The organism is Wandonia sp. (genome assembly GCF_984588085.1).
Genome location: NZ_CFIGVI010000002.1, coordinates 62,893 through 84,138 on the forward strand (window position 1 = coordinate 62,893; position 21,246 = coordinate 84,138).

Here is a 21,246-nt window from a genome sequence, read left to right on the forward strand (position 1 = left end):
TTTATATTTACGAACTTGTTATTGCTGATAGAATCCTTAAAAATAGTTCATGAAGTTAGTTTTACTAGTCTTTTCAGTTTTTGTTTTTTCATTATTTTCTAATGCTCAACTAGAGGGGGAGCTTATTGTAACAGACTCTTCGGGGGCGATAACCAATGCACATGTTAAAGTAGATATACATTCTGGTGAGGGTCCGTACAGGTATTACTGGAATAGTGAAAGTGCTTCTATTTATCAGGATGAACTGACCGATGTGATGGAAGGAAGTGATGTTCATGTCACTGTCGTTGATCAAAATAATGATTCCCTGTATCTTGAAACCAAAATACCCATTACGAGTACGATGGAAAGGATGGAATCAATAATGAAACCTATTGTTGATTTTGTTGCTGAAGAATTGTTTTTTAAGCCAATATATAGCCAGAAGGTTATGGTTGACTCAATGATTTTGCAAACTCCGTTTTTTGATCAGGAGATTGATTTTTCTCTGAAAAAATGGTTGGTCGAAGACGGGGCTCGTGTAAAACATGAGCAACCTATAGCAGAGATTATACGAGATACAAGTCTTATATACTTGTATTCCGTTGGTGAGGGAGTTCTGCATCAAATGGTACAACCGGGAGATGATTTGTTTGTTCTGGGAAGAATGAATAACAAATTGCCCCGGAAACTGGCGTATGTTCGCTACGATGAAGAGCGATTATTTTTAAATCCTAATCATACAACGAAAACAACGGGAGTTCCACTGATTGTTGTTTGGTTAGTTCTGGGAGCGCTGTTTTTCACTATAAGAATGAAGTTAATTAACTTCAGAGGAATTCCGCATGCTTTGCAGTTGGTGAAGGGATCATACGATAATCCGGATGATAAAGGGGAAGTATCCCATTTTCAGGCTTTGGTAACTGCCTTAAGTGGTACGGTAGGATTAGGGAATATTGCGGGGGTGGCAGTTGCAATCTCTTTAGGAGGTGCAGGAGCAACCTTTTGGATGATCGTAGCCGGATTATTAGGAATGGCTTCCAAGTTTATAGAATGTACATTAGGTGTAAAATACAGAACATTGGACGAGAATGGTGTTGTATCAGGTGGTCCGATGTACTACTTATCCCGTGGATTGGAAAAGCGAAATATGAAAGGTCTGGGTAAAGTTCTGGCTTTTGTTTTTGCTATTCTTTGTATCGGTGCTTCCTTTGGAGGAGGTAATATGTTCCAGGCAAATCAGGCTTTTGCCCAGGCGAGTGGAGTTCCCGGTTTGGAATGGATGAAAGAATACGGGGTTTATTTTGGAATCCTGATGGCATTCTTTGTGGGGATCGTTATTATCGGGGGAATCAAATCAATTGCACGGGTAACAGATAAAGTTGTTCCGGTGATGGTGGGAGTGTATGTGTTGAGCGCATTGATTATTATTTTCATGAATATTACAGAAGTAGGGGATGCATTTGGACAAATTGTCGACGGAGCCTTTAATGCTGCCTCGATACGGGGAGGAGTGATAGGAGTGTTGATTGTAGGTTTCCAACGTGCAGCATTCTCCAACGAAGCCGGAGTAGGGTCTGCATCAATTGCGCACTCGGCAGCTAAGACAGAAGAACACGTTAGTGAAGGAATTGTAGCTTTGCTGGAACCGTTTATTGATACGGTAGTTGTGTGTACCATGACTGCACTTGTATTAATTTTTACCGGGTTTGCACGAGATCCTCAGGGATTTGAAGGTGCGGAACTGACAACAAATGCTTTTGCTACCGGACTGGGACCATGGGCGATTTATGTGTTGGCATTTGCAGCAGTATTATTTGCCTTTTCAACAATGATTTCATGGTCGTACTATGGATTGAAGGCGTGGACGTATTTGTTCGGGAATACCCGCAAAATGGAAAATTTATATAAAGTTATTTTCCTTGGATTCGTAATTCTGGGAAGTTCAATCGGGCTGGGAAGTGTTCTTGATTTTTCAGACATGATGATTCTGGGAATGGCTTTTCCTAATATCCTTGGCCTGGTTCTTTTATCAGGAGAAGTCCGTAGGGATCTTTCCGATTACATGAACAGGGTGAAAACAGGAGTGATTCAAAAATTCAAATGATGTGAATAATGATAAACATACCAGGTTGAAATTTACCACAAAAGAAAAAAGAGGTGTTCTGGTTATCTTTGTGGTGATGATTCTGGTGGTTATCATTCCCCGTTGGCTTTATCAAAATAGGTCACCACTAATGTTTGTCATCTCTGAGTATCAGGATTCAATACAAAGAGAAGTTCAGACTGCTGTTACTCAGTCTGAAAAACAGCAGAAATCAGGAGGCGTGGTTACTAAAAAGAGTAAGACGAAAACCGTATATCAACTTCATCCTTTTGATCCGGATACACTGTCAAAAGAAAATTGGCAGCAATTGGGATTGTCTGAAAAACAAAGTGAAGTACTACTGAACTATAAGGAAAGATTAGGAGGTTTTACTGACATCGAAAATTTGTATAATGCATTTGTTCTCGATTCCCAGAAAGTCACAGAATGGGAACCCTTTCTTCAATTTAATCGAAAGAAAGCCGATTTGCCCGTCTATGATTTGAATACAGTAACAGCTGAAGAATTGCAATCCCTAAAAGGAATCGGACCGACACTATCCTTACGGATTACAAAGTATAGGGAAGCATTAGGTGGTTTTTATTCTATTTCCCAATTAAAAGAAGTATACGGACTACCTGATGAGACCTACTTGAATAGTATCCCCCGCCTGGAAGTTCGTCCAAAAGAACTCAGGGTTATTCCGATAAATACAATTTCATTGGACTCGCTGCGAAAGCATCCGTACATTGATTACAAAAGTGCTCAACTCATTGTCAAGTACCGGGAACAGCATGGTGCTTATGGATCCAAAACTGATTTGGAGAAAATAAAAGCTTTTGAAGATGATTTTATACGAAAAATAGAACCGTATTTTAACTTTGCGCCATGATACTTGAAGAAAAATTGAAGAGTGAAATCAGGGATGTTCCCGATTTTCCGGTTCCGGGAATAATCTTTAAAGATATTACCCCTATAATGATGAACCCTGTACTATCGAAAGAAGTACTGGAAGAGCTAAAACAAAGTGTTTCAGATTTAGGAATAACCAAGATTGCAGGGATAGAGAGTCGAGGCTTTTTATTTGGCTATCCTCTGGCTATGGAACTCGGACTCCCTTTTGTACTGATAAGAAAGAAAGGGAAACTACCATATCACAAGGTGAGTCATGCATACGCGCTTGAATACGGACAGGCTGAAATTGAGATGCATATTGATGCAGTTAATGAAAATGACACGGTTTTGATCCATGATGATTTATTGGCTACAGGAGGTTCAGCTTCGGCAGCAGGTCAGTTGGTGAATAACTGTGGAGCAACAGTAGCAGGATTTTCGTTTCTAGTTGAGCTCGAATTTTTAGAGGGAAGAGAAAAACTACTGCCGTTTACAGAAAATATTCTTACTTTAGTGCGCTATTAATTGTTAAATATAATCTTTAAACTGCAGTAAATTATGGATTTTCTTTCAAATGAAAATCAGCGTATGATAGCTGATATGGTAAGGAATTTCGCTGAAAAAGAAATACGCCCGCACTTTATGGAATGGGACGAAACTCAGGAGTTCCCGGTAGAAGTGTTTAAAAAATTGGGAGAACTGGGACTGATGGGAGTTTTTATCCCTGAGGAATACGGAGGATCAGGATTTGGATACCACGAGTATATTACAGTAATTTCTGAAATTGCAAAAGTATGTGGATCAATAGGATTATCTGTAGCAGCTCATAATTCGTTATGTACAGGTCACATATATTACCATGCTTCTGAAGAGCAAAAGAAAAAGTACCTCCCTAAATTGGCTTCAGGAGAATGGATTGGAGCATGGGGGTTGACGGAAACGGGTACTGGTTCGGATGCAGGTGGAATGAATACAACAGCTGTACGTGAAGGTGATGAGTGGGTATTGAACGGTTCTAAAAACTTCATTACACATGGTAAATCAGGTAATGTAGCGGTTGTTATTGCAAGAACAGGCGAAAAAGGAGATTCTCGCGGTATGTCAGCTTTTATTGTTGAGAGAGGTACCCCTGGTTTTTCAGCTGGGAAGAAAGAAAATAAACTTGGGATGAGAGCTTCGGAAACAACGGAGTTGATTTTTGAAAATTGCCGCATCCCGGCCGGAAATCTTATTGGAAAAGAAGGAGAAGGTTTTATCCAGGCTATGCAAATTCTTGACGGAGGACGAATTTCCATTGGAGCACTAGCATTAGGTATTGCCAAAGGAGCATACGAATCAGCATTGCAATATTCAAAAGAAAGAGAGCAGTTTGGAAAATCAATTTCAAAATTCCAGGCGATAGGTTTCAAACTGGCGGATATGATTACTGAAATTGATGCTTCGGAGTTGTTGTTACACAAAGCAGCTGAGCTGAAAAATAAGAAGCAACCGATGACGAAAGAGTCAGCTATCGCTAAGTATTATGCTTCTGAAGTAGCGTGTCGTGTAGCCAATGAAGCAGTTCAGATATTCGGAGGATATGGGTATACGAAAGAGTTCCCGGCAGAGAAGTTTTATCGTGATGCTAAACTTTGTACAATTGGTGAAGGGACTTCCGAAATCCAAAAACTGGTAATTTCCAGAGAAATTTTGAAATAAGTATTGTTGATAAAAAATAATGTTTATATTTGCACACCATTTTTGAAATTAATTGAATTTTTAGATATGTTAATTATTCCTGTAAAAGAAGGAGAGAACATCGAGAGAGCTCTCAAAAGATATAAGAAGAAGTTTGAAAAAACGAATGTGATGCGTCAATTGAGAGATCGTCAGCAGTTCACAAAACCATCCGTTGAGAATCGTCAGGAAAAGATTCGTGCTGCATATAAGCAGCGTTTACGTTCGGAAGAGATCTAGTAGCGGAAACTTTTTTAGAAAATATACGTTAGGGGACTATATATAGTCCCCTTTTTTTATGTTAGAACATTTTGAAGATTATTTAAGGAAAGAGAAACGGTATGCAGAGCATACGGTGACGGCTTATATGAAAGACATTGGTGATTTCTATGAGTTTGCAGAACTTTCGGAAACAAACACCAGGCAACTGTCGGAAGTTAGCTATCAATTGATCAGGGGGTGGATGGTGTTGTTGCTTGATCAGGGGATCTCAAATCGAAGTGTTAACAGGAAATTATCTTCTCTGCGAACTTTTTTTCGTTGGGCTTCTGCTGAAGGGGTTGTGACCGTTAATCCTATGTTGAAGATGAAGGGACCCAGGTCAGAAAAAAGACTTCCGGAATTTATTCGTACGAGTGAATTGACTTTGGAGCGAACTGAACCTTTGTTTTCAAAAGACTTTTTTGGGGAAAGAGACCGATTGCTGTTGGAAATATTTTACCAGACGGGAATTCGTCTTTCGGAATGTATTGAACTGAAAGAAAAAGATGTTAATCCGGGGAGAATAAAAGTGTTGGGGAAACGTAATAAAGAGAGAATTATCAGCATCTCTCCGGAACTTTTTAATGATCTGGAGAAATTCATGCAAATGAAGCGGAAAGAAGAGTTCTTTTCAGACTATCTTTTTGTGACAGATAAGGGCGTTAAAATGTATCCGAAATTTGTTTATAGAAAAATTAATAAGTACCTTTCTAAAGTAACCAGTTTGCAGAAGCAGAGTCCGCATGTACTGCGACACACATTTGCAACGCACCTGCTAAACGAAGGGGTGGATATTGAAGTGTTAAGAGAGATTTTGGGACATGCTAATCTGGCTGCGACACAGGTTTACACGCACAACTCGTTTGCGAGAATTAACGAGATTTACAAATCAGCCCATCCGCGTGGGCACAAAAAAGAATGATTATGGATACAAAAGTTCATTCCGTACATTTTACAGCAGATGTAAAACTGGTAGATTTTGTAAATTCAAAGGTCAATAAGTTGCGGTTGTTTTTCGGCAACATTGTTTCCAGTGAGGTATTTTTGCGATTGGATAAGTCCGCAGAGAAGTCAAATAAGATTGCGGAGGTTCGTGTTTTACTCCCCGGGAAGGAGCTTTTTGCCAAGAAACAGGCAAAAAGTTTTGAGGAAGCAGCCGATCAGGCCATAGAAGCGTTGAGAAGACAGGTAAAAAAATATAAAGGAAAGAAAGATATGAAATAGGTTGTTAGTCAGCTTATTAATGAATGGGGGAGGCATTAGAGTCTCCCCCATTTTAATTTTTTTTCATATTTTTTTTCTGAAACTGTTTGCGGATTACTTTTTTTTCCTACATTTGCAAACCCAAACGGGACAACGTTCTTTAAAAGACAAGCCGATATAGCTCAGTTGGCCAGAGCAGCTGATTTGTAATCAGCAGGTCGTGGGTTCGAATCCCTCTATCGGCTCATTTATTTTATTGTGTTGGGGGGATACTCAAGCGGCCAACGAGGACAGACTGTAAATCTGTTGGTGTACACCTTCGCAGGTTCGAATCCTGCTCCCCCCACAACCCAGTATTGCAAGTTAGGCGGGAGTAGCTCAGTTGGTAGAGCGTCAGCCTTCCAAGCTGAGGGTCGCGAGTTCGAATCTCGTCTCCCGCTCTTAATTTTCAATACCTGAATTTGCCGATGTAGCTCAGGGGTAGAGTGCTTCCTTGGTAAGGAAGAGGTCACGGGTTCAAATCCCGTCATTGGCTCTGCAGACGGGGAAACTCACTCGAAAGGGTGAATTTTGGTGTTTGTTGAGGTTAGATTTGTATTTTTTTTAATAAGTAATAAATAAAAAACCTAGGTAACAATGGCTAAGGAAACATTTGATCGTTCCAAACCACACGTAAACATTGGAACAATCGGTCACGTTGACCACGGAAAGACTACATTGACAGCTGCGATTTCAACAGTATTGGCTAATAAAGGTCTTGCACAGATGAGAGATTTCTCATCAATTGACAACGCGCCAGAGGAAAAAGAGCGTGGTATTACAATTAACACTTCTCACGTTGAGTACGAAACAGCTAATCGTCACTATGCGCACGTTGACTGTCCTGGTCACGCCGATTACGTGAAAAACATGGTTACTGGTGCTGCTCAGATGGATGGAGCTATCCTTGTAGTTGCTGCTACAGATGGTCCAATGCCTCAAACACGTGAGCACATCCTTCTAGGTCGTCAGGTTGGAGTTCCTCGTATCGTAACTTTCTTGAATAAAGTTGATATGGTGGATGATCCAGAGCTTTTAGAGCTTGTTGATATGGAGGTTCGTGAATTGTTGTCTTTCTACGGATATGACGGTGATAACGCTCCTGTTATTCAAGGTTCTGCTCTTGGAGCATTGAACGGTGAAGATAAGTGGGTGAAAACAGTTGAAGAATTGATGGATGCTGTGGATAGCTACATCGAACTTCCTCCACGTGATGTAGATAAGCCATTCTTGATGCCAGTTGAGGACGTATTCTCAATCACAGGTCGTGGTACAGTTGCTACAGGACGTATCGAAACAGGAGTTATTAACTCTGGTGAAGAGGTTGAAATCCTTGGTATGGGTGACGAGAAAATGAAATCAGTTGTAACTGGAGTTGAGATGTTCCGTAAGATTCTTGACCGTGGTGAAGCTGGAGATAACGTAGGTCTTCTTTTGAGAGGTATTGACAAAGCTGATATCCGTCGTGGGATGGTTATTGCTAAGCCAGGATCAATCACTCCTCACACAGATTTCAAAGCTGAGATCTATGTATTGAAGAAAGAAGAAGGTGGTCGTCACACTCCATTCCACAATAAGTACCGTCCTCAGTTTTACTTCCGTACAACTGACGTGACAGGAGAAATCATCCTTGAAGAAGGACGTGAAATGGTAATGCCTGGTGACAACGTTACAATTACAGTTAAATTGATTGTACCTGTAGCGATGGATAAAGGACTTCGTTTTGCAATCCGTGAGGGTGGTAGAACTGTAGGTGCTGGTCAGGTAACTGAGATTATTGCATAATATAAGCGATATCATAAAAAGGGAGGCTTTTGTCTCCCTTTGTTTACGGGCGTAGCTCAGCTGGTAGAGTAGTGGTCTCCAAAACCATTGGTCGTGGGTTCGAATCCTACCGCCCGTGCAAAACTTAAAAAAGTGGCAAATTTTAAAGAATATATTGCAGAAACGGTGAACGAAATGGTTCACAAAGTAACATGGCCAACATGGAAAGAACTACAAAGTAGTACAATCCTTGTAGTTGTTGCTTCCGTTCTGTTTGCTTTAGCTATCGCTCTAATGGATTATGTTTTTGGTGCACATGATGTAGCTGATCCAAATACGTTCTGGAAAGGCTTGTTAGGTAGTTTTTACAATATGTTTAAATAGGCATCAATAGAATGGGAGAAATAAAGAAAAGATGGTATGTGGTCAGAGCCGTTAGTGGAAAAGAAAAAAAGGTTAAGGAATATCTTGATCTTGAAATTTCACGTTTGGGGCTAAATGATTACGTTTCTCAGGTATTGATTCCTACTGAAAAAGTATTTCAGATCCGTAACGGGAAAAAGATAAGTAAAGAGAAAGCGTATCTTCCGGGATATGTTCTGATTGAAGCAGCTCTTGTAGGAGAGGTGCCTCACGTGGTTAAGAACATACCAAATGTAATTGGTTTTCTGGGAGCCGAAAAAGGTGGAGATCCAATGCCAATGCGTCAATCCGAAGTTTTCCGAATTTTAGGTAAGGTTGATGAACTGGCAGAAACGGAAGAAGAAATGAATATTCCTTTCGTTGTCGGGGAATCTGTTAAGGTTATTGACGGGCCGTTTAATAACTTTAATGGTATCATAGAAGAAATCAACGAAGAGAAAAAGAAATTGAAAGTAATGGTCAAAATATTTGGCCGAAAAACACCTTTGGAGCTCAACTATATGCAGGTTGAGAAAGAAGGTTAAACTTGTATTAACCGTAGCAGTGATTGTACAACATCCTTGAATGCTTCCTGTTGTACACACGTTATGACTACATAAAATAAAAACAAATGGCTAAAGAAGTAGCAGCATTGATCAAATTGCAGGTCAAAGGTGGTGCAGCCAATCCTTCTCCTCCTGTAGGACCCGCTCTGGGTGCGAAAGGTGTGAATATCATGGAGTTCTGTAAGCAGTTTAATGCTAGAACTCAGGATAAACCAGGGAAGGTATTGCCTGTTGTTATTACTGTTTACAGTGATAAATCCTTTGATTTCATCATTAAAACCCCTCCGGCAGCAGTTCAGTTATTGGAAGTGGCGAAAATTAAAAAAGGTTCATCAGAGCCAAACCGTTCTAAGGTAGCATCGCTTACCTGGGATCAGATTCGTCCTATTGCTGAAGATAAAATGGCTGATTTGAATTGTTTTACAATTGAATCAGCAATGCGTATGGTTGCGGGTACTGCAAGAAGTATGGGAATTACTGTTAAAGGTGATTTTCCTGGTCAAAACTAAATTACTGTTGAATTATGGGACGTATAGCTAAGAAAAGAAAAGAAATCCTTGCCAAATATGACTTGGATAAAGCGTACTCACTTGACGAGGCATGTAATTTAGTGAAGGAAATCACTACGACTAAATTCGATGCTTCGGTTGATATCAGTGTGCGCCTTGGAGTTGATCCACGTAAAGCCAACCAAATGATTCGCGGAACAGTTGCTCTTCCTCATGGAACAGGAAAAGATGTACAGGTACTTGTACTATGTACTCCTGATAAAGAAGAAGAAGCAAAAGCAGCTGGTGCTGATTATGTTGGTTTGGACGAGTATATCGACAAAATCAAACAAGGTTGGACTGATGTTGATGTGATTATCACAATGCCTTCTGTTATGGGAAAAGTTGGAGCACTTGGACGTGTTTTAGGTCCACGTGGTCTTATGCCAAACCCAAAAACAGGAACGGTAACTATGGAGATTGGTAAAGCGGTTCAGGAAGTGAAAGCTGGAAAGATTGATTTCAAAGTAGACAAATACGGTAATATCCATTCAGGTATTGCTAAAGTAAGCTTTGAAGGAGATAAAATCCGTGACAATGCAAGAGAAATTTTGCAAACGCTTATTAAGATGAAACCTGCTGCGGCGAAAGGTACTTATATCAAGAGCATTCACTTAAGCTCTACTATGAGTCCAAGTATCCAGATAGATCCAAAATCAGTTGTAGCTTAAAAAATTGTAAAGATGACAAGAGAAGAAAAAGCACAGTATATTGAGGAGCTAACAGCAGACTTATCACAGGCAGGCGTTTTTTACCTTGCGGATACTTCAGGTTTAACTGTTGAAAGTATTAACGCTTTGCGAAGAAAATGTTTTCAGGCAAATATCGAGATGCGTGTTGTAAAAAACACGTTGCTTGAGAAAGCAATGGAAAGAGTTGAAGGTGTCGATTACTCTGATTTAAAAGGAGTGTTGGCAGGACCTACAGCTATCTTCTTTGCTGAAGTGGGTAATGCACCTGCAAAGCTTATCAAAGATTTCCGTAAAAAGAATGAAATTCCTCGTTTGAAGGGAGCTTTTGTTGAAGAAGCTATTTTTATCGGTGATAACAACCTTGAATTCTTGACGAATATCAAGAGCAAGGAAGAGCTTATCGGTGAAATTATCGGACTTCTTCAGTCTCCTGCTAAAAACGTTATTTCAGGACTTAAAGGAAGCGGTGGTAAAATTGCTGGTCTCCTTAAAACGCTCTCGGAAAGAGAAGCATAATTTTTTGTTAATTAATTATTTAGAACCTTTTTAAAATTTAATAAAATGGCGGATTTAAAAGAAATCGCAGAAACGTTGGTTAACCTTACAGTAAAAGATGTTAACGAGTTAGCTGATATCCTTAAAGAAGAGTATGGAATTGAGCCTGCTGCTGCAGCTGTAGCTGTTGCTGCTGGTCCTGCTGCTGGTGGAGAAGCTGCTGAAGAAAAGACTGAGTTCGACGTAGTGTTGAAAGCAGCTGGTGGTAACAAACTTGCAGTAGTTAAGCTTGTGAAAGAATTAACTGGTCTTGGTTTGAAAGAAGCTAAAGAAGCAGTTGATGCAGCACCTGCTAACTTGAAAGAAGGAGTTTCAAAAGACGAAGCAGAAGCACTTAAAAAATCTCTTGAAGAAGCTGGAGCTGAAGTTGAGATTAAGTAATCATATCATTGATTTTACGGTATAGGCACAGCCAAAATGGCTTGTGCCTATACCTGTTTATTTGCACATTTGTGCCATTTGGTCGATTGTACTAATTAAATTTAAAAGCCTTGGCGACAACAAGCAATACTTCACAAAGAATATCTTTTGCATCGAGCAAAAGTCAATTTGACTATCCTGATTTCTTGGATATTCAAATTAAGTCGTTTCAGGAATTCTTCCAGTTGGAAACGACTCCTGAAAACCGCGAACATGAAGGTCTGTATAAGGTGTTCTCTGAGAACTTCCCGATTACAGATACAAGAAACCAGTTCGTATTAGAATTTTTGGACTACTTTATTGATCCGCCTCGTTATACAATAGAAGAGTGTATTGAGCGAGGGTTAACGCATAGTGTCCCACTTAAAGCGAAATTAAAATTATATTGTACAGATCCTGAGCACGAGGACTTCGAGACTATCGTGCAGGATGTATATTTGGGTACAATTCCTTATATGACCCCAAAGGGTTCTTTCGTTGTCAACGGAGCTGAGCGTATTATCGTTTCTCAGTTGCACCGTTCGCCGGGAGTCTTCTTTGGACAAAGTCGTCATGCAAACGGAACGAAGTTATATTCGGCACGTGTGATTCCTTTTAAAGGTTCCTGGATGGAATTTGCTACGGATATCAATAGTGTGATGTATGCATATATCGATCGTAAGAAGAAGTTACCTGTAACTACTCTTCTTCGTGCTATCGGATACGAAAGTGATAAGGATATTCTGGAGATTTTTGATCTGGCGGACGAGATTAAGGTTAATAAGACTAACCTTAAAAAGTGTGTTGGACGTAAATTGGCTGCCAGAGTATTGAAAACATGGATCGAAGATTTCGTTGATGAAGATACAGGAGAAGTTGTATCGATTGAACGTAATGAAATTCTTCTTGATCGTGAAACTGTTATTGAAGAAGAACACATAGATTTAGTTATTGATAGTGGTGCTAAATCTATTATTTTACATAAAGTAGATGTAAATACAGCGGATTATACAATTATTTATAACACGCTTCAGAAGGATACATCTAACTCGGAGAAAGAAGCTGTAGAGCATATTTATCGTCAATTACGTAATGCTGAACCACCAGATGAGGAGACAGCACGTAGTGTATTCGATAAGTTATTCTTCTCTGATTCGCGTTACGATTTAGGTGAAGTGGGTCGTTACCGAATCAATAAGAAGCTCTATCAGGAAAATGTTGAGGACTCTCGGGTTCTTACCAAGGCTGATATTATTTCGATCATTAAATATCTGATTGAGTTGGTGAACTCAAAAGCAGATGTTGATGATATCGACCACTTAAGTAACCGTCGTGTTCGTACAGTTGGAGAGCAATTGTATGCTCAGTTTGGTGTTGGACTTGCACGTATGGCAAGAACAATTCGTGAGCGAATGAATGTTCGTGACAACGAGGTATTTACGCCGATTGACCTTATTAACGCAAAAACGCTTTCGTCTGTGATCAACTCGTTCTTCGGAACCAACCAGTTGTCTCAGTTTATGGACCAGACGAATCCACTATCCGAGGTGACACACAAACGTCGTATGTCGGCACTCGGGCCTGGTGGACTTTCGCGTGAACGTGCAGGATTTGAGGTTCGTGACGTTCACTATACACACTATGGTCGTCTTTGTACAATTGAGACACCTGAGGGACCAAACATTGGTTTGATTTCTTCATTGTGTGTATTTGCGAAAGTTAACAAGCTTGGATTTATTGAAACTCCTTACCGTAAGGTGGCAGACGGAAAAGTGAAATTGGAGGAGTCTCCTATTTACCTTTCTGCTGAGGAAGAAGACAATATGACAATTGCACAGGCTAATGCTATTATTGATGATAAAGGTAAATTTATCAATGATAAAGTAAAAGCAAGAATGGAAGGTGACTTCCCGGTTGTAGAACCTGAAAGTATCGACCTGATGGATGTTGGGACCAACCAGATTGCATCTATTGCGGCATCATCGATTCCTTTCCTTGAGCACGATGATGCGAACCGTGCATTGATGGGATCAAACATGCAGCGTCAGGCTGTTCCTTTATTAAAACCATCTTCACCTATCGTAGGTACAGGAATTGAGCGTTTAGTTGCGCGTGATTCACGAGTACTGATCAACTCTGAAGGAGACGGTACAGTTGAGTACGTTGATGCAAATGAAATCGTGATTCGTTACGATCAGACCGATGAAGATCGCTTGGTATCTTTTGACGGAGATTTGAAAACATATACATTGACAAAGTTCCAGAAAACAAATCAGGGAACTACAATGAACCTTAAACCTATCGTAAAAAGAGGGGATAAGGTTGAAAAAGGTCAGGTACTTTGTGAAGGATATGCTACAGAGAAAGGAGAATTGGCACTTGGACAAAACCTGAAAGTGGCATTTATGCCATGGAAAGGATATAACTTCGAGGATGCGATCGTGATTTCTGAGCGTGTTGTTCGTGAAGATGTCTTTACTTCTATTCACATTGATGAGCATTCTTTGGAAGTGCGTGATACAAAACGTGGAATGGAAGAGCTTACAGCAGATATTCCTAATGTAAGTGAAGAAGCGACCAAAGATCTTGATGAGAACGGATTGATCCGTATTGGAGCAGATATTAAGGAAGGAGATATCCTGATAGGTAAGATTACTCCTAAAGGAGAAACTGATCCGTCACCGGAAGAGAAACTGTTGAGAGCAATCTTCGGTGATAAAGCAGGTGATGTGAAAGATGCTTCATTAAAAGCAGGACCTTCGCTTAGAGGGGTTGTGATTAATAAGAAGTTATTCTCTCGTGCTATCAAAGACCGTAAGACAAAAGCACAGGATAAACCAATCCTAGAGCAATTGGATTCCGAGTATGATAAAGATTATGCATCTCTTAAAGAGAAACTGGTTGAGAAACTTCTTGTCGTTCTTGAAGGACATAAATCAAACGGAGTGTTCAACAATTTCCGAGAGGAAATTATCAAAAAAGGTTCGAAATTCTCGCAGAAGGCATTGTTTGCAATCGATTACACGATTGTAAATCCTTCAGAATGGACAACAGATGAGCATACCAATAAATTAATTCAACGTTTGTTACACAACTTCAATATTAAGTCTAATGACTTGTTAGGAGCATACAAACGTAAGAAGTTCCATATTTCAGTAGGAGATGAACTTCCGGCAGGAATTATCAAAATGGCTAAAGTTTACGTGGCTAAAAAACGTAAGTTGATGGTTGGAGATAAGATGGCAGGACGTCACGGAAATAAAGGTATTGTTGCGAACATAGTTCGTGTAGAGGACATGCCTTTCCTTGAAGATGGAACACCGGTAGATATCGTATTGAATCCTCTAGGGGTACCTTCCCGAATGAACCTTGGACAGATTTATGAAACAGTTCTTGGATGGGCAGGTGAAAAATTAGGGTTAAAATTTGCAACTCCGATTTTTGACGGTGCTACTTTGGATGAGATAAATGAGTATTCTGATAAAGCTGGAATTCCACGTTCAGGTAAAACGTATCTGTATGATGGAGGTTCCGGAGAGCGTTTCCACCAGACTGCAACAGTAGGTGTAATTTATATGCTGAAACTGGCGCACATGGTAGATGATAAAATGCACGCTCGTTCTATCGGACCATACTCACTTATTACGCAACAGCCGCTTGGAGGTAAAGCGCAGTTCGGAGGTCAGCGATTTGGTGAGATGGAGGTTTGGGCACTTGAAGCTTTCGGTGCATCTAATATCCTTCAGGAAATTCTTACTGTAAAATCAGATGACGTTATCGGACGTGCTAAGGCTTATGAAGCAATTGTGAAGGGTGACAATCTTCCTGAACCCGGAATTCCGGAATCGTTCAACGTATTGTTACACGAGTTGCGTGGTCTTGGTCTGAATATTACAATGGATTAAGATTCTCTATTAACGAAAACGATTTTTAGAAATGGCTTATAGAAAAGAAACACCAAAAAAACAAAGCAAGTTCTCCAAAATTACGATCTCTCTTGCATCGCCTGAGCAGATTCTGGAACAATCCAGTGGAGAAGTGCTTAAGCCGGAAACAATCAACTACAGAACATACAAGCCTGAACGTGATGGTTTGTTCTGTGAGCGAATTTTCGGACCAGTGAAAGATTATGAATGTCACTGTGGAAAATACAAGCGTATCCGTTATAAAGGAATTGTTTGTGACCGTTGTGGTGTTGAGGTAACTGAAAAGAAAGTACGTCGTGAGCGAATGGGACACATCTCGTTGGTAGTTCCTGTAGCACACATCTGGTATTTCCGTTCATTGCCAAATAAGATTGGTTATCTTCTTGGACTTCCAACGAAGAAACTGGATCAGATTATTTACTTTGAACGATATGTTGTAATTCAATCAGGTATTGCAACGAATCCTAATGGAGAATCGTTGGAGTATTTGGATTTCCTTACAGAAGAAGAGTACCTTGATATTTTGGATACACTTCCGAAGGAAAATCAATACCTGGAGGACAATGATCCGAATAAATTCATCGCTAAGATGGGAGCAGAGGCACTTCATGATTTGTTGAGCCGTCTGAACCTGGATGAAATGTCATATGATCTTCGTCATAAGGCAAATAACGAAACATCTGTACAACGTAAGAATGAAGCGTTGAAACGTTTACAGGTTGTTGAGGCAATGCGTGAATCACAGACGAGAATTGAAAACCGTCCGGAATGGATGATTATCAAAGTCGTTCCTGTTATTCCGCCGGAATTGCGTCCGCTTGTTCCATTGGATGGAGGACGTTTTGCAACTTCTGACTTGAATGATTTGTATCGTCGTGTTATTATCCGAAATAACCGTTTGAAACGATTGATCGAAATTAAAGCTCCGGAAGTAATCTTGCGTAATGAGAAGCGTATGCTTCAGGAAGCAGTTGATTCATTGTTTGACAACTCACGTAAGGCAAGTGCTGTTAAGACCGAGTCGAATCGTCCGTTGAAATCCCTTTCAGATTCATTGAAAGGTAAGCAGGGGCGTTTCCGTCAGAACTTATTAGGTAAACGTGTGGATTATTCAGCACGTTCGGTAATTGTTGTTGGTCCTGACTTGAAACTACATGAGTGTGGTCTTCCTAAGAATATGGCGGCAGAACTTTACAAGCCATTTATCATCCGTAAGATGATTGAGCGTGGTATTGTGAAGACAGTTAAATCGGCAAAGAAGATCGTTGATAAGAAAGAACCAATTGTTTGGGATATTCTTGAGAATGTATTAAAAGGACATCCGGTTCTTCTTAACCGGGCCCCAACTCTTCACAGATTGGGTATCCAGGCATTCCAGCCCAAATTGATAGAAGGGAAAGCAATCCGACTTCACCCATTGGTATGTACGGCATTCAACGCCGACTTCGATGGTGACCAGATGGCGGTTCACCTTCCGTTAGGAAATGCTGCGATTCTTGAGGCACAATTACTGATGCTATCTTCACACAACATCCTTAACCCTGCGAATGGTGCACCTATTGCGGTACCTTCTCAGGATATGGTGCTTGGTCTTTACTATATTACGAAAGGACGTAAGACAGATGAAGACCGCGTAATGAAAGGAGAAGGTAAAGTATTCTATTCTCCGGAGGAAGTTCAGATTGCATTGAATGAGCGTGCGTTGGATTTGCATACGCATATTAAAGTTCGTACAAAAGATCTTGATGAGAACGGTAATATCGTTACTTGTCTTATTGAGACAACAGCAGGTCGTGTTATCTTCAATGAATTCGTGCCGTTAGAAGTAGGATTCATTAATGAAGTATTGACCAAAAAAGCACTACGGGATATTATTGGCCACGTACTGAAAGTATGTGGTACCGCTCGTACAGCTCAATTCCTTGACGATATTAAGTCACTAGGGTATAGAATGGCATTCGAAGGTGGATTGTCGTTTAATCTGGATGATATTATTATCCCGAAAGAGAAAGAGATCCTGGTAAATAAAGCTGCTACTGAAGTAGAAGAGGTAATGATGAACTATAATATGGGATTGATTACCAATAATGAGCGTTATAACCAGATCATTGACGTGTGGACACACACCAACTCACGTTTGACACATACGTTGATGGAGCAGTTGAAGAATGACAAACAAGGATTCAACTCTATCTATATGATGTTTGACTCTGGAGCACGTGGATCGAAAGAGCAGATTCGTCAGCTTTCCGGAATGCGTGGTCTGATGGCGAAACCGCAGAAATCAGGTGCATCTACACAAGAGATTATTGAGAATCCGATTCTTTCGAACTTTAAGGAAGGACTTTCGATTCTTGAGTACTTTATTTCTACCCACGGTGCGCGTAAAGGTCTTGCGGATACCGCTCTTAAAACGGCGGATGCGGGTTACCTTACTCGTCGTTTGGTGGATGTGGCTCAGGATGTTATAATCAATGCAGAGGATTGTGGTACACTAAGAGGATTGGTTGCTACAGCACTTAAAAAGAATGACGAGATCGTAGAGTCACTTTATGAACGTATTCTTGGACGTACTTCGGTACATGATGTATATGATGATAACGGAGAGCTATTAGTAGCTGCAGGTGGAGAAATCAATGAGAGTATTGCTGCTGCGATTGAAAAGGCAGAGATAGAAGAAGTTGAAATCCGTTCTGTATTGACATGTGAAATGAGAAGAGGGGTATGTTCAAAATGTTACGGACGTAACCTTGCTCACCACGGACAGGCTCAGATTGGAGATGCAGTTGGAGTTGTCGCAGCACAGTCGATTGGGGAACCTGGAACACAGCTTACACTTCGTACGTTCCACGTTGGGGGTACCGCTTCCAACATTGCTGATGAAAACAGCCTTAAAGCGAAATACGAAGGTAATCTTGAGATAGAAGAACTACGTACGATTCGTAAAACAGATAATGAAGGAAATCCGATTGATGTTGTTTTAGGTCGATCTGCAGAGATGCGAATTGTTGATCCTAAAACAGGAGTAACATTAATGAATGCTAACATCCCTTACGGAGCTATTATGGTTTCGGAGAATAACACAAAAGTTAAGAAGGGTGATGTTATCTGTAAATGGGACCCTTATAATGCGGTAATTCTTTCTGAATTCGGTGGTAAAGTTGTCTTTGAAAATGTAATCGATGGTATTACTTACCGTGAAGAAGTCGATGAGCAGACAGGATTTACGGAAAAAGTAATTATCGAATCAAGAGATAAGAAGAAAAACCCTGAAATTCAGGTTGTCGATCCAAAAACAAAAGAAGTGTTACGTTCATACAGTATTCCTGTAAACGCACACATCTCTGTTCAGGATGGAGCGAAGATCGCAGCAGGGGATATCCTGGTTAAGATTCCTAGAGTTTCTGGTAAATCCGGGGATATCACCGGAGGTCTTCCACGAATTACTGAGCTTTTCGAAGCGCGTAACCCATCAAACCCGGCAGTAGTTTCCGAGATAGATGGTATCTGTAGCTTTGGTAAAGTGAAGCGTGGTAACCGCGAGATTATCGTAGAGTCTAAAACCGGAGAAGTAAGAAAATATCTTGTTCCACTTTCGAAACATATCCTTGTACAGGAGAATGACTTCATCAAAGCGGGTAAACCTCTTTCTGACGGAGCTATTACACCAAACGATATTCTGAATATCGAAGGACCTACATCTGTGCAGGAGTATCTTGTAAATGAGGTACAGGAAGTTTACCGACTACAAGGGGTGAAAATTAACGATAAGCACTTTGAGGTAATTGTACGTCAGATGATGCTTAAAGTTGAAATCGAAGATCCGGGAGACACAAAATTCCTTGAAGGACAATCTGTTCATAAAGCAGACTTCATGGAAGAGAATGATGGTATTTACGGAATGAAAGTTGTCGAAGATGCCGGGGATTCTACAAACCTTAGAGCAGGACAGATTATCACAGCTCGTAAGCTACGTGATGAAAATTCACAATTACGTCGCCAGGATAAGAAGTTGGTAGTAGCGCGTGAGGCAGTTCCGGCTACATCGAGACCATTGCTTCAAGGTATTACCAGAGCGTCTCTTCAGACACAAAGCTTTATTTCGGCTGCTTCCTTCCAGGAAACAACCAAAGTTCTTAATGAAGCTGCAATCGGAGGTAAGGAAGATCACCTGTTAGGACTAAAGGAAAATGTGATCGTTGGTCACTTGATTCCTGCCGGTACAGGAATGAGAGAATTCCAAAACTTGCTTGTAGGTTCTCAGGAAGAATACGAAGCGATTAAAAAATAAATAACCGAAAAAGGCAGGATGATCGTCCTGCCTTTTTTATTAGAAATAATTACCATGGAAAACAAAAACGATAATCAAATCAATATTGAACTTCCGGAAGAGATAGCGGAAGGAACCTATTCGAACCTTGCCATCATCACACATTCACAATCTGAATTCATAGTAGACTTTATTCAGGTAATGCCGGGAATGCCGAAAGGGAAAGTGAAGTCACGTGTGGTTATGACACCGCAGAATGCGAAACGACTTATGTTGGCACTAAATGATAATATCAAGAAATTTGAACAGGCACATGGTGAAGTTCCTTTGGGAGATGGGAACCCGATGATTCCGCCTATAAATTTTGGAGGAACCAATAACCAGGCATAAGAAAATAGAAGCTCCTTTAAGGAGCTTTATTTTTTTGGCAGAATTTTTGAATGATAGTAACTATATTCAACTATTGAGTTATTAGAATGATGAGAGAATTACTGTTCATAGTATTAAGTGTTGTGATGGGAGGGGGAGTAATCGGACAGACTATTCCGGATAAGACCTCTTATGACTTCGGTGAGTTGTATGCACACTCTGACAGGTTTGTGGATATCTATTTTAAGAATACCGGAGAGAAAAATGCATTCTTTCTGCGCCTGGATAAACTTCCTGAAGTTACTTATCGTATATCAGGCTCAATGTTTGCCCCTGACAGTTCTATTGCAATTCGTTTTCAGGTGAACCCCAAGAAAAAGGGACGATTTACGTACGCAATACCTGTTTATTTCTCAAATCTGAATGAGCCGATAACCGTAAAACTAAAGGGCGAAGTTGTCGACTTACCTCTAACTACGGATATGGCTGCTTTCCAAAGTTGTCCGGATTTCACGCAAAATCCCGGTGATGGAAACCCTCTTGACTTTACTCTGACTGTTGTTACAGTTGAAAAAGGTTCTGGAAAGGTTCTTTCAAAATCTGATGTTGCATTGTTGCAAAATGGGCAGGTAATAGGTCAGTGGAAGACGGATAGAAATGGAAAAATAGTGAAAAGGGTTCCGCTAGGCTATTCCTACTTTTATGGCGCACATGATGGATATGTACCGGCAGAACTCGGTGCATATATCAATTTCCGCAGGAATTACATTGTGTTGGAACTGGAAAAAAGAGAAGAAGATCTACTGGTTGTAGAACAAAAAATTCCGGAAGAAGAACCACAGGAAGAGATTGTAATTGAAATAACAGAAGAAGAACCGGAAAATGAGGAAATAGTAATTGTTGAAGAACCGGATATTTCTCAGGAAGAAATTACGTTTGAACCGGAAGAAGAGATTGTGACAGAAGTTCCCGGTTTGGGAGATATACCTTTAGATAATTTTGACCCGACTTATTTTAAGCCGAATAATCTGGTGTTTGTACTGGATGTTTCTACTTCTATGAGAGCAGGAGATCGGTTTGAACTACTCAAATACGCTCTGTATCAGTTAATGGATTATATCCGGCCTGAAGACAAGATTGCACTGGTGACGTATGGTTCGGATGCAAGGGTTGTATTACGTACTACGAAAGGAAGTGATAAGGACCGAATGAAGAAAGAAGTCGAAGATCTGAAAGCTTCGGGGTTTACAGCAGGTGGTAAAGGAATTAAGCTGGGGTATAGCCTTGCGAAAAAAGGATTTATCCAAAATGGAAACAATCAGGTGTTTGTAATAACGGACGGAGCATTTAACAGGGATTCTGAAGATTATGAGCGATACGTAAAAAGATATACGAAAGAGGGCTATAGGTTATCGGTTGTAGGAATCAAGAACGCTCCGAAAGATGAATCAAAAATGCGTGAAGTTGCCGAACTTGGAAATGGTAGATACGTCCCTGTTTTTAAACTCTCAGATGCGCAATGGAATCTGATACGTGAAATAAGAGAAGCATCTTTTATAGGGCAATGATAATTGAAT

Annotated in this window: 18 protein-coding genes and 5 tRNA genes; all 23 read left to right on the forward strand. The window is 40.4% G+C overall.

Going from position 1 to position 21,246, the window contains the following annotated elements; all coding sequences use genetic code 11:
* The first annotated feature begins 49 nt into the window (after window positions 1–49).
* The gene (locus AC4PL9_RS01380; RefSeq protein WP_491603008.1) at window positions 50–2,086 is read left to right on the forward strand and encodes an alanine/glycine:cation symporter family protein; all 2,037 of its coding nucleotides are present in this window, start codon (window positions 50–52) and stop codon (window positions 2,084–2,086) included.
* A 1-nt stretch (window position 2,087) separates the two neighbouring features.
* On the forward strand, window positions 2,088–2,957 hold the full coding sequence (locus AC4PL9_RS01385) for a ComEA family DNA-binding protein (RefSeq protein ID WP_491603009.1): 870 nt from the start codon (window positions 2,088–2,090) through the stop codon (window positions 2,955–2,957).
* Window positions 2,954–3,484 (forward strand): adenine phosphoribosyltransferase, encoded by a 531-nt coding sequence (locus AC4PL9_RS01390; RefSeq protein ID WP_491603010.1) that lies wholly within the window; start codon window positions 2,954–2,956, stop codon window positions 3,482–3,484. Before AC4PL9_RS01385 ends, AC4PL9_RS01390 begins: the two co-directional genes overlap by 4 nt.
* 33 nt (window positions 3,485–3,517) lie before the next feature.
* A complete protein-coding gene (locus AC4PL9_RS01395) occupies window positions 3,518–4,657 on the forward strand; it encodes an acyl-CoA dehydrogenase (RefSeq protein ID WP_491603011.1) in 1,140 nt (379 codons plus the stop codon).
* A 66-nt stretch (window positions 4,658–4,723) separates the two neighbouring features.
* The gene (gene rpsU, locus AC4PL9_RS01400) at window positions 4,724–4,915 is read left to right on the forward strand and encodes a 30S ribosomal protein S21 (protein ID WP_343785577.1); all 192 of its coding nucleotides are present in this window, start codon (window positions 4,724–4,726) and stop codon (window positions 4,913–4,915) included.
* Between the two features lie 58 nt (window positions 4,916–4,973).
* Window positions 4,974–5,858 (forward strand): tyrosine-type recombinase/integrase, encoded by an 885-nt coding sequence (locus AC4PL9_RS01405; protein ID WP_491603012.1) that lies wholly within the window; start codon window positions 4,974–4,976, stop codon window positions 5,856–5,858.
* Between the two features lie 2 nt (window positions 5,859–5,860).
* On the forward strand, window positions 5,861–6,160 hold the full coding sequence (locus AC4PL9_RS01410) for an HPF/RaiA family ribosome-associated protein (protein WP_491603013.1): 300 nt from the start codon (window positions 5,861–5,863) through the stop codon (window positions 6,158–6,160).
* Window positions 6,161–6,310: 150 nt separating this feature from the next.
* Window positions 6,311–6,384: transfer RNA gene (locus AC4PL9_RS01415), tRNA-Thr, on the forward strand.
* Between the two features lie 18 nt (window positions 6,385–6,402).
* Window positions 6,403–6,485, forward strand: a tRNA-Tyr gene (locus AC4PL9_RS01420).
* A 21-nt stretch (window positions 6,486–6,506) separates the two neighbouring features.
* Window positions 6,507–6,579: transfer RNA gene (locus AC4PL9_RS01425), tRNA-Gly, on the forward strand.
* A gap of 23 nt (window positions 6,580–6,602) precedes the next feature.
* Window positions 6,603–6,674, forward strand: a tRNA-Thr gene (locus AC4PL9_RS01430).
* Window positions 6,675–6,775: 101 nt separating this feature from the next.
* Window positions 6,776–7,963 (forward strand): elongation factor Tu, encoded by a 1,188-nt coding sequence (gene tuf, locus AC4PL9_RS01435; RefSeq protein ID WP_491603014.1) that lies wholly within the window; start codon window positions 6,776–6,778, stop codon window positions 7,961–7,963.
* Between the two features lie 45 nt (window positions 7,964–8,008).
* Window positions 8,009–8,081, forward strand: a tRNA-Trp gene (locus AC4PL9_RS01440).
* A 14-nt stretch (window positions 8,082–8,095) separates the two neighbouring features.
* Entirely contained in the window at window positions 8,096–8,326 is a 231-nt protein-coding gene (gene secE, locus AC4PL9_RS01445) for a preprotein translocase subunit SecE (RefSeq protein ID WP_343785582.1), read from the forward strand.
* An 11-nt stretch (window positions 8,327–8,337) separates the two neighbouring features.
* Entirely contained in the window at window positions 8,338–8,889 is a 552-nt protein-coding gene (nusG, locus tag AC4PL9_RS01450) for a transcription termination/antitermination protein NusG (protein ID WP_343785584.1), read from the forward strand.
* Window positions 8,890–8,975: 86 nt separating this feature from the next.
* Complete coding sequence (rplK, locus tag AC4PL9_RS01455; RefSeq protein ID WP_343785585.1) at window positions 8,976–9,419, forward strand: 50S ribosomal protein L11; 444 nt, start codon at window positions 8,976–8,978, stop codon at window positions 9,417–9,419.
* Between the two features lie 14 nt (window positions 9,420–9,433).
* Entirely contained in the window at window positions 9,434–10,129 is a 696-nt protein-coding gene (rplA, locus tag AC4PL9_RS01460) for a 50S ribosomal protein L1 (RefSeq protein ID WP_491603015.1), read from the forward strand.
* A gap of 12 nt (window positions 10,130–10,141) precedes the next feature.
* Entirely contained in the window at window positions 10,142–10,666 is a 525-nt protein-coding gene (gene rplJ, locus AC4PL9_RS01465) for a 50S ribosomal protein L10 (RefSeq protein ID WP_491603016.1), read from the forward strand.
* Window positions 10,667–10,711: 45 nt separating this feature from the next.
* The gene (gene rplL / locus AC4PL9_RS01470) at window positions 10,712–11,086 is read left to right on the forward strand and encodes a 50S ribosomal protein L7/L12 (protein ID WP_491603017.1); all 375 of its coding nucleotides are present in this window, start codon (window positions 10,712–10,714) and stop codon (window positions 11,084–11,086) included.
* A 110-nt stretch (window positions 11,087–11,196) separates the two neighbouring features.
* Entirely contained in the window at window positions 11,197–15,009 is a 3,813-nt protein-coding gene (gene rpoB, locus AC4PL9_RS01475; RefSeq protein ID WP_491603018.1) for a DNA-directed RNA polymerase subunit beta, read from the forward strand.
* Between the two features lie 31 nt (window positions 15,010–15,040).
* Entirely contained in the window at window positions 15,041–19,321 is a 4,281-nt protein-coding gene (gene rpoC / locus AC4PL9_RS01480; protein WP_491603019.1) for a DNA-directed RNA polymerase subunit beta', read from the forward strand.
* Between the two features lie 54 nt (window positions 19,322–19,375).
* Entirely contained in the window at window positions 19,376–19,690 is a 315-nt protein-coding gene (locus tag AC4PL9_RS01485) for a DUF3467 domain-containing protein (protein ID WP_491603020.1), read from the forward strand.
* A gap of 89 nt (window positions 19,691–19,779) precedes the next feature.
* Entirely contained in the window at window positions 19,780–21,237 is a 1,458-nt protein-coding gene (locus tag AC4PL9_RS01490) for a vWA domain-containing protein (RefSeq protein ID WP_491603021.1), read from the forward strand.
* The last annotated feature ends 9 nt before the right edge of the window (window positions 21,238–21,246 follow it).

Excerpts from the sequence above, each read along its gene's own strand:
- AC4PL9_RS01380 (WP_491603008.1), top strand. The coding sequence starts at position 50 with ATGAAGTTAGTTTTACTAGTCTTTTCAGTTTTTGTTTTTTCATTATTT.
- AC4PL9_RS01390 (WP_491603010.1), top strand. The coding sequence starts at position 2,954 with ATGATACTTGAAGAAAAATTGAAGAGTGAAATCAGGGATGTTCCCGAT.
- AC4PL9_RS01395 (WP_491603011.1), top strand. The coding sequence starts at position 3,518 with ATGGATTTTCTTTCAAATGAAAATCAGCGTATGATAGCTGATATGGTA.
- rpsU (WP_343785577.1), top strand. The coding sequence starts at position 4,724 with ATGTTAATTATTCCTGTAAAAGAAGGAGAGAACATCGAGAGAGCTCTC.
- AC4PL9_RS01405 (WP_491603012.1), top strand. The coding sequence starts at position 4,974 with ATGTTAGAACATTTTGAAGATTATTTAAGGAAAGAGAAACGGTATGCA.
- AC4PL9_RS01410 (WP_491603013.1), top strand. The coding sequence starts at position 5,861 with ATGGATACAAAAGTTCATTCCGTACATTTTACAGCAGATGTAAAACTG.
- tuf (WP_491603014.1), top strand. The coding sequence starts at position 6,776 with ATGGCTAAGGAAACATTTGATCGTTCCAAACCACACGTAAACATTGGA.
- nusG (WP_343785584.1), top strand. The coding sequence starts at position 8,338 with ATGGGAGAAATAAAGAAAAGATGGTATGTGGTCAGAGCCGTTAGTGGA.
- rplK (WP_343785585.1), top strand. The coding sequence starts at position 8,976 with ATGGCTAAAGAAGTAGCAGCATTGATCAAATTGCAGGTCAAAGGTGGT.
- rplA (WP_491603015.1), top strand. The coding sequence starts at position 9,434 with ATGGGACGTATAGCTAAGAAAAGAAAAGAAATCCTTGCCAAATATGAC.
- rplJ (WP_491603016.1), top strand. The coding sequence starts at position 10,142 with ATGACAAGAGAAGAAAAAGCACAGTATATTGAGGAGCTAACAGCAGAC.
- rplL (WP_491603017.1), top strand. The coding sequence starts at position 10,712 with ATGGCGGATTTAAAAGAAATCGCAGAAACGTTGGTTAACCTTACAGTA.
- rpoC (WP_491603019.1), top strand. The coding sequence starts at position 15,041 with ATGGCTTATAGAAAAGAAACACCAAAAAAACAAAGCAAGTTCTCCAAA.
- AC4PL9_RS01485 (WP_491603020.1), top strand. The coding sequence starts at position 19,376 with ATGGAAAACAAAAACGATAATCAAATCAATATTGAACTTCCGGAAGAG.
- AC4PL9_RS01490 (WP_491603021.1), top strand. The coding sequence starts at position 19,780 with ATGAGAGAATTACTGTTCATAGTATTAAGTGTTGTGATGGGAGGGGGA.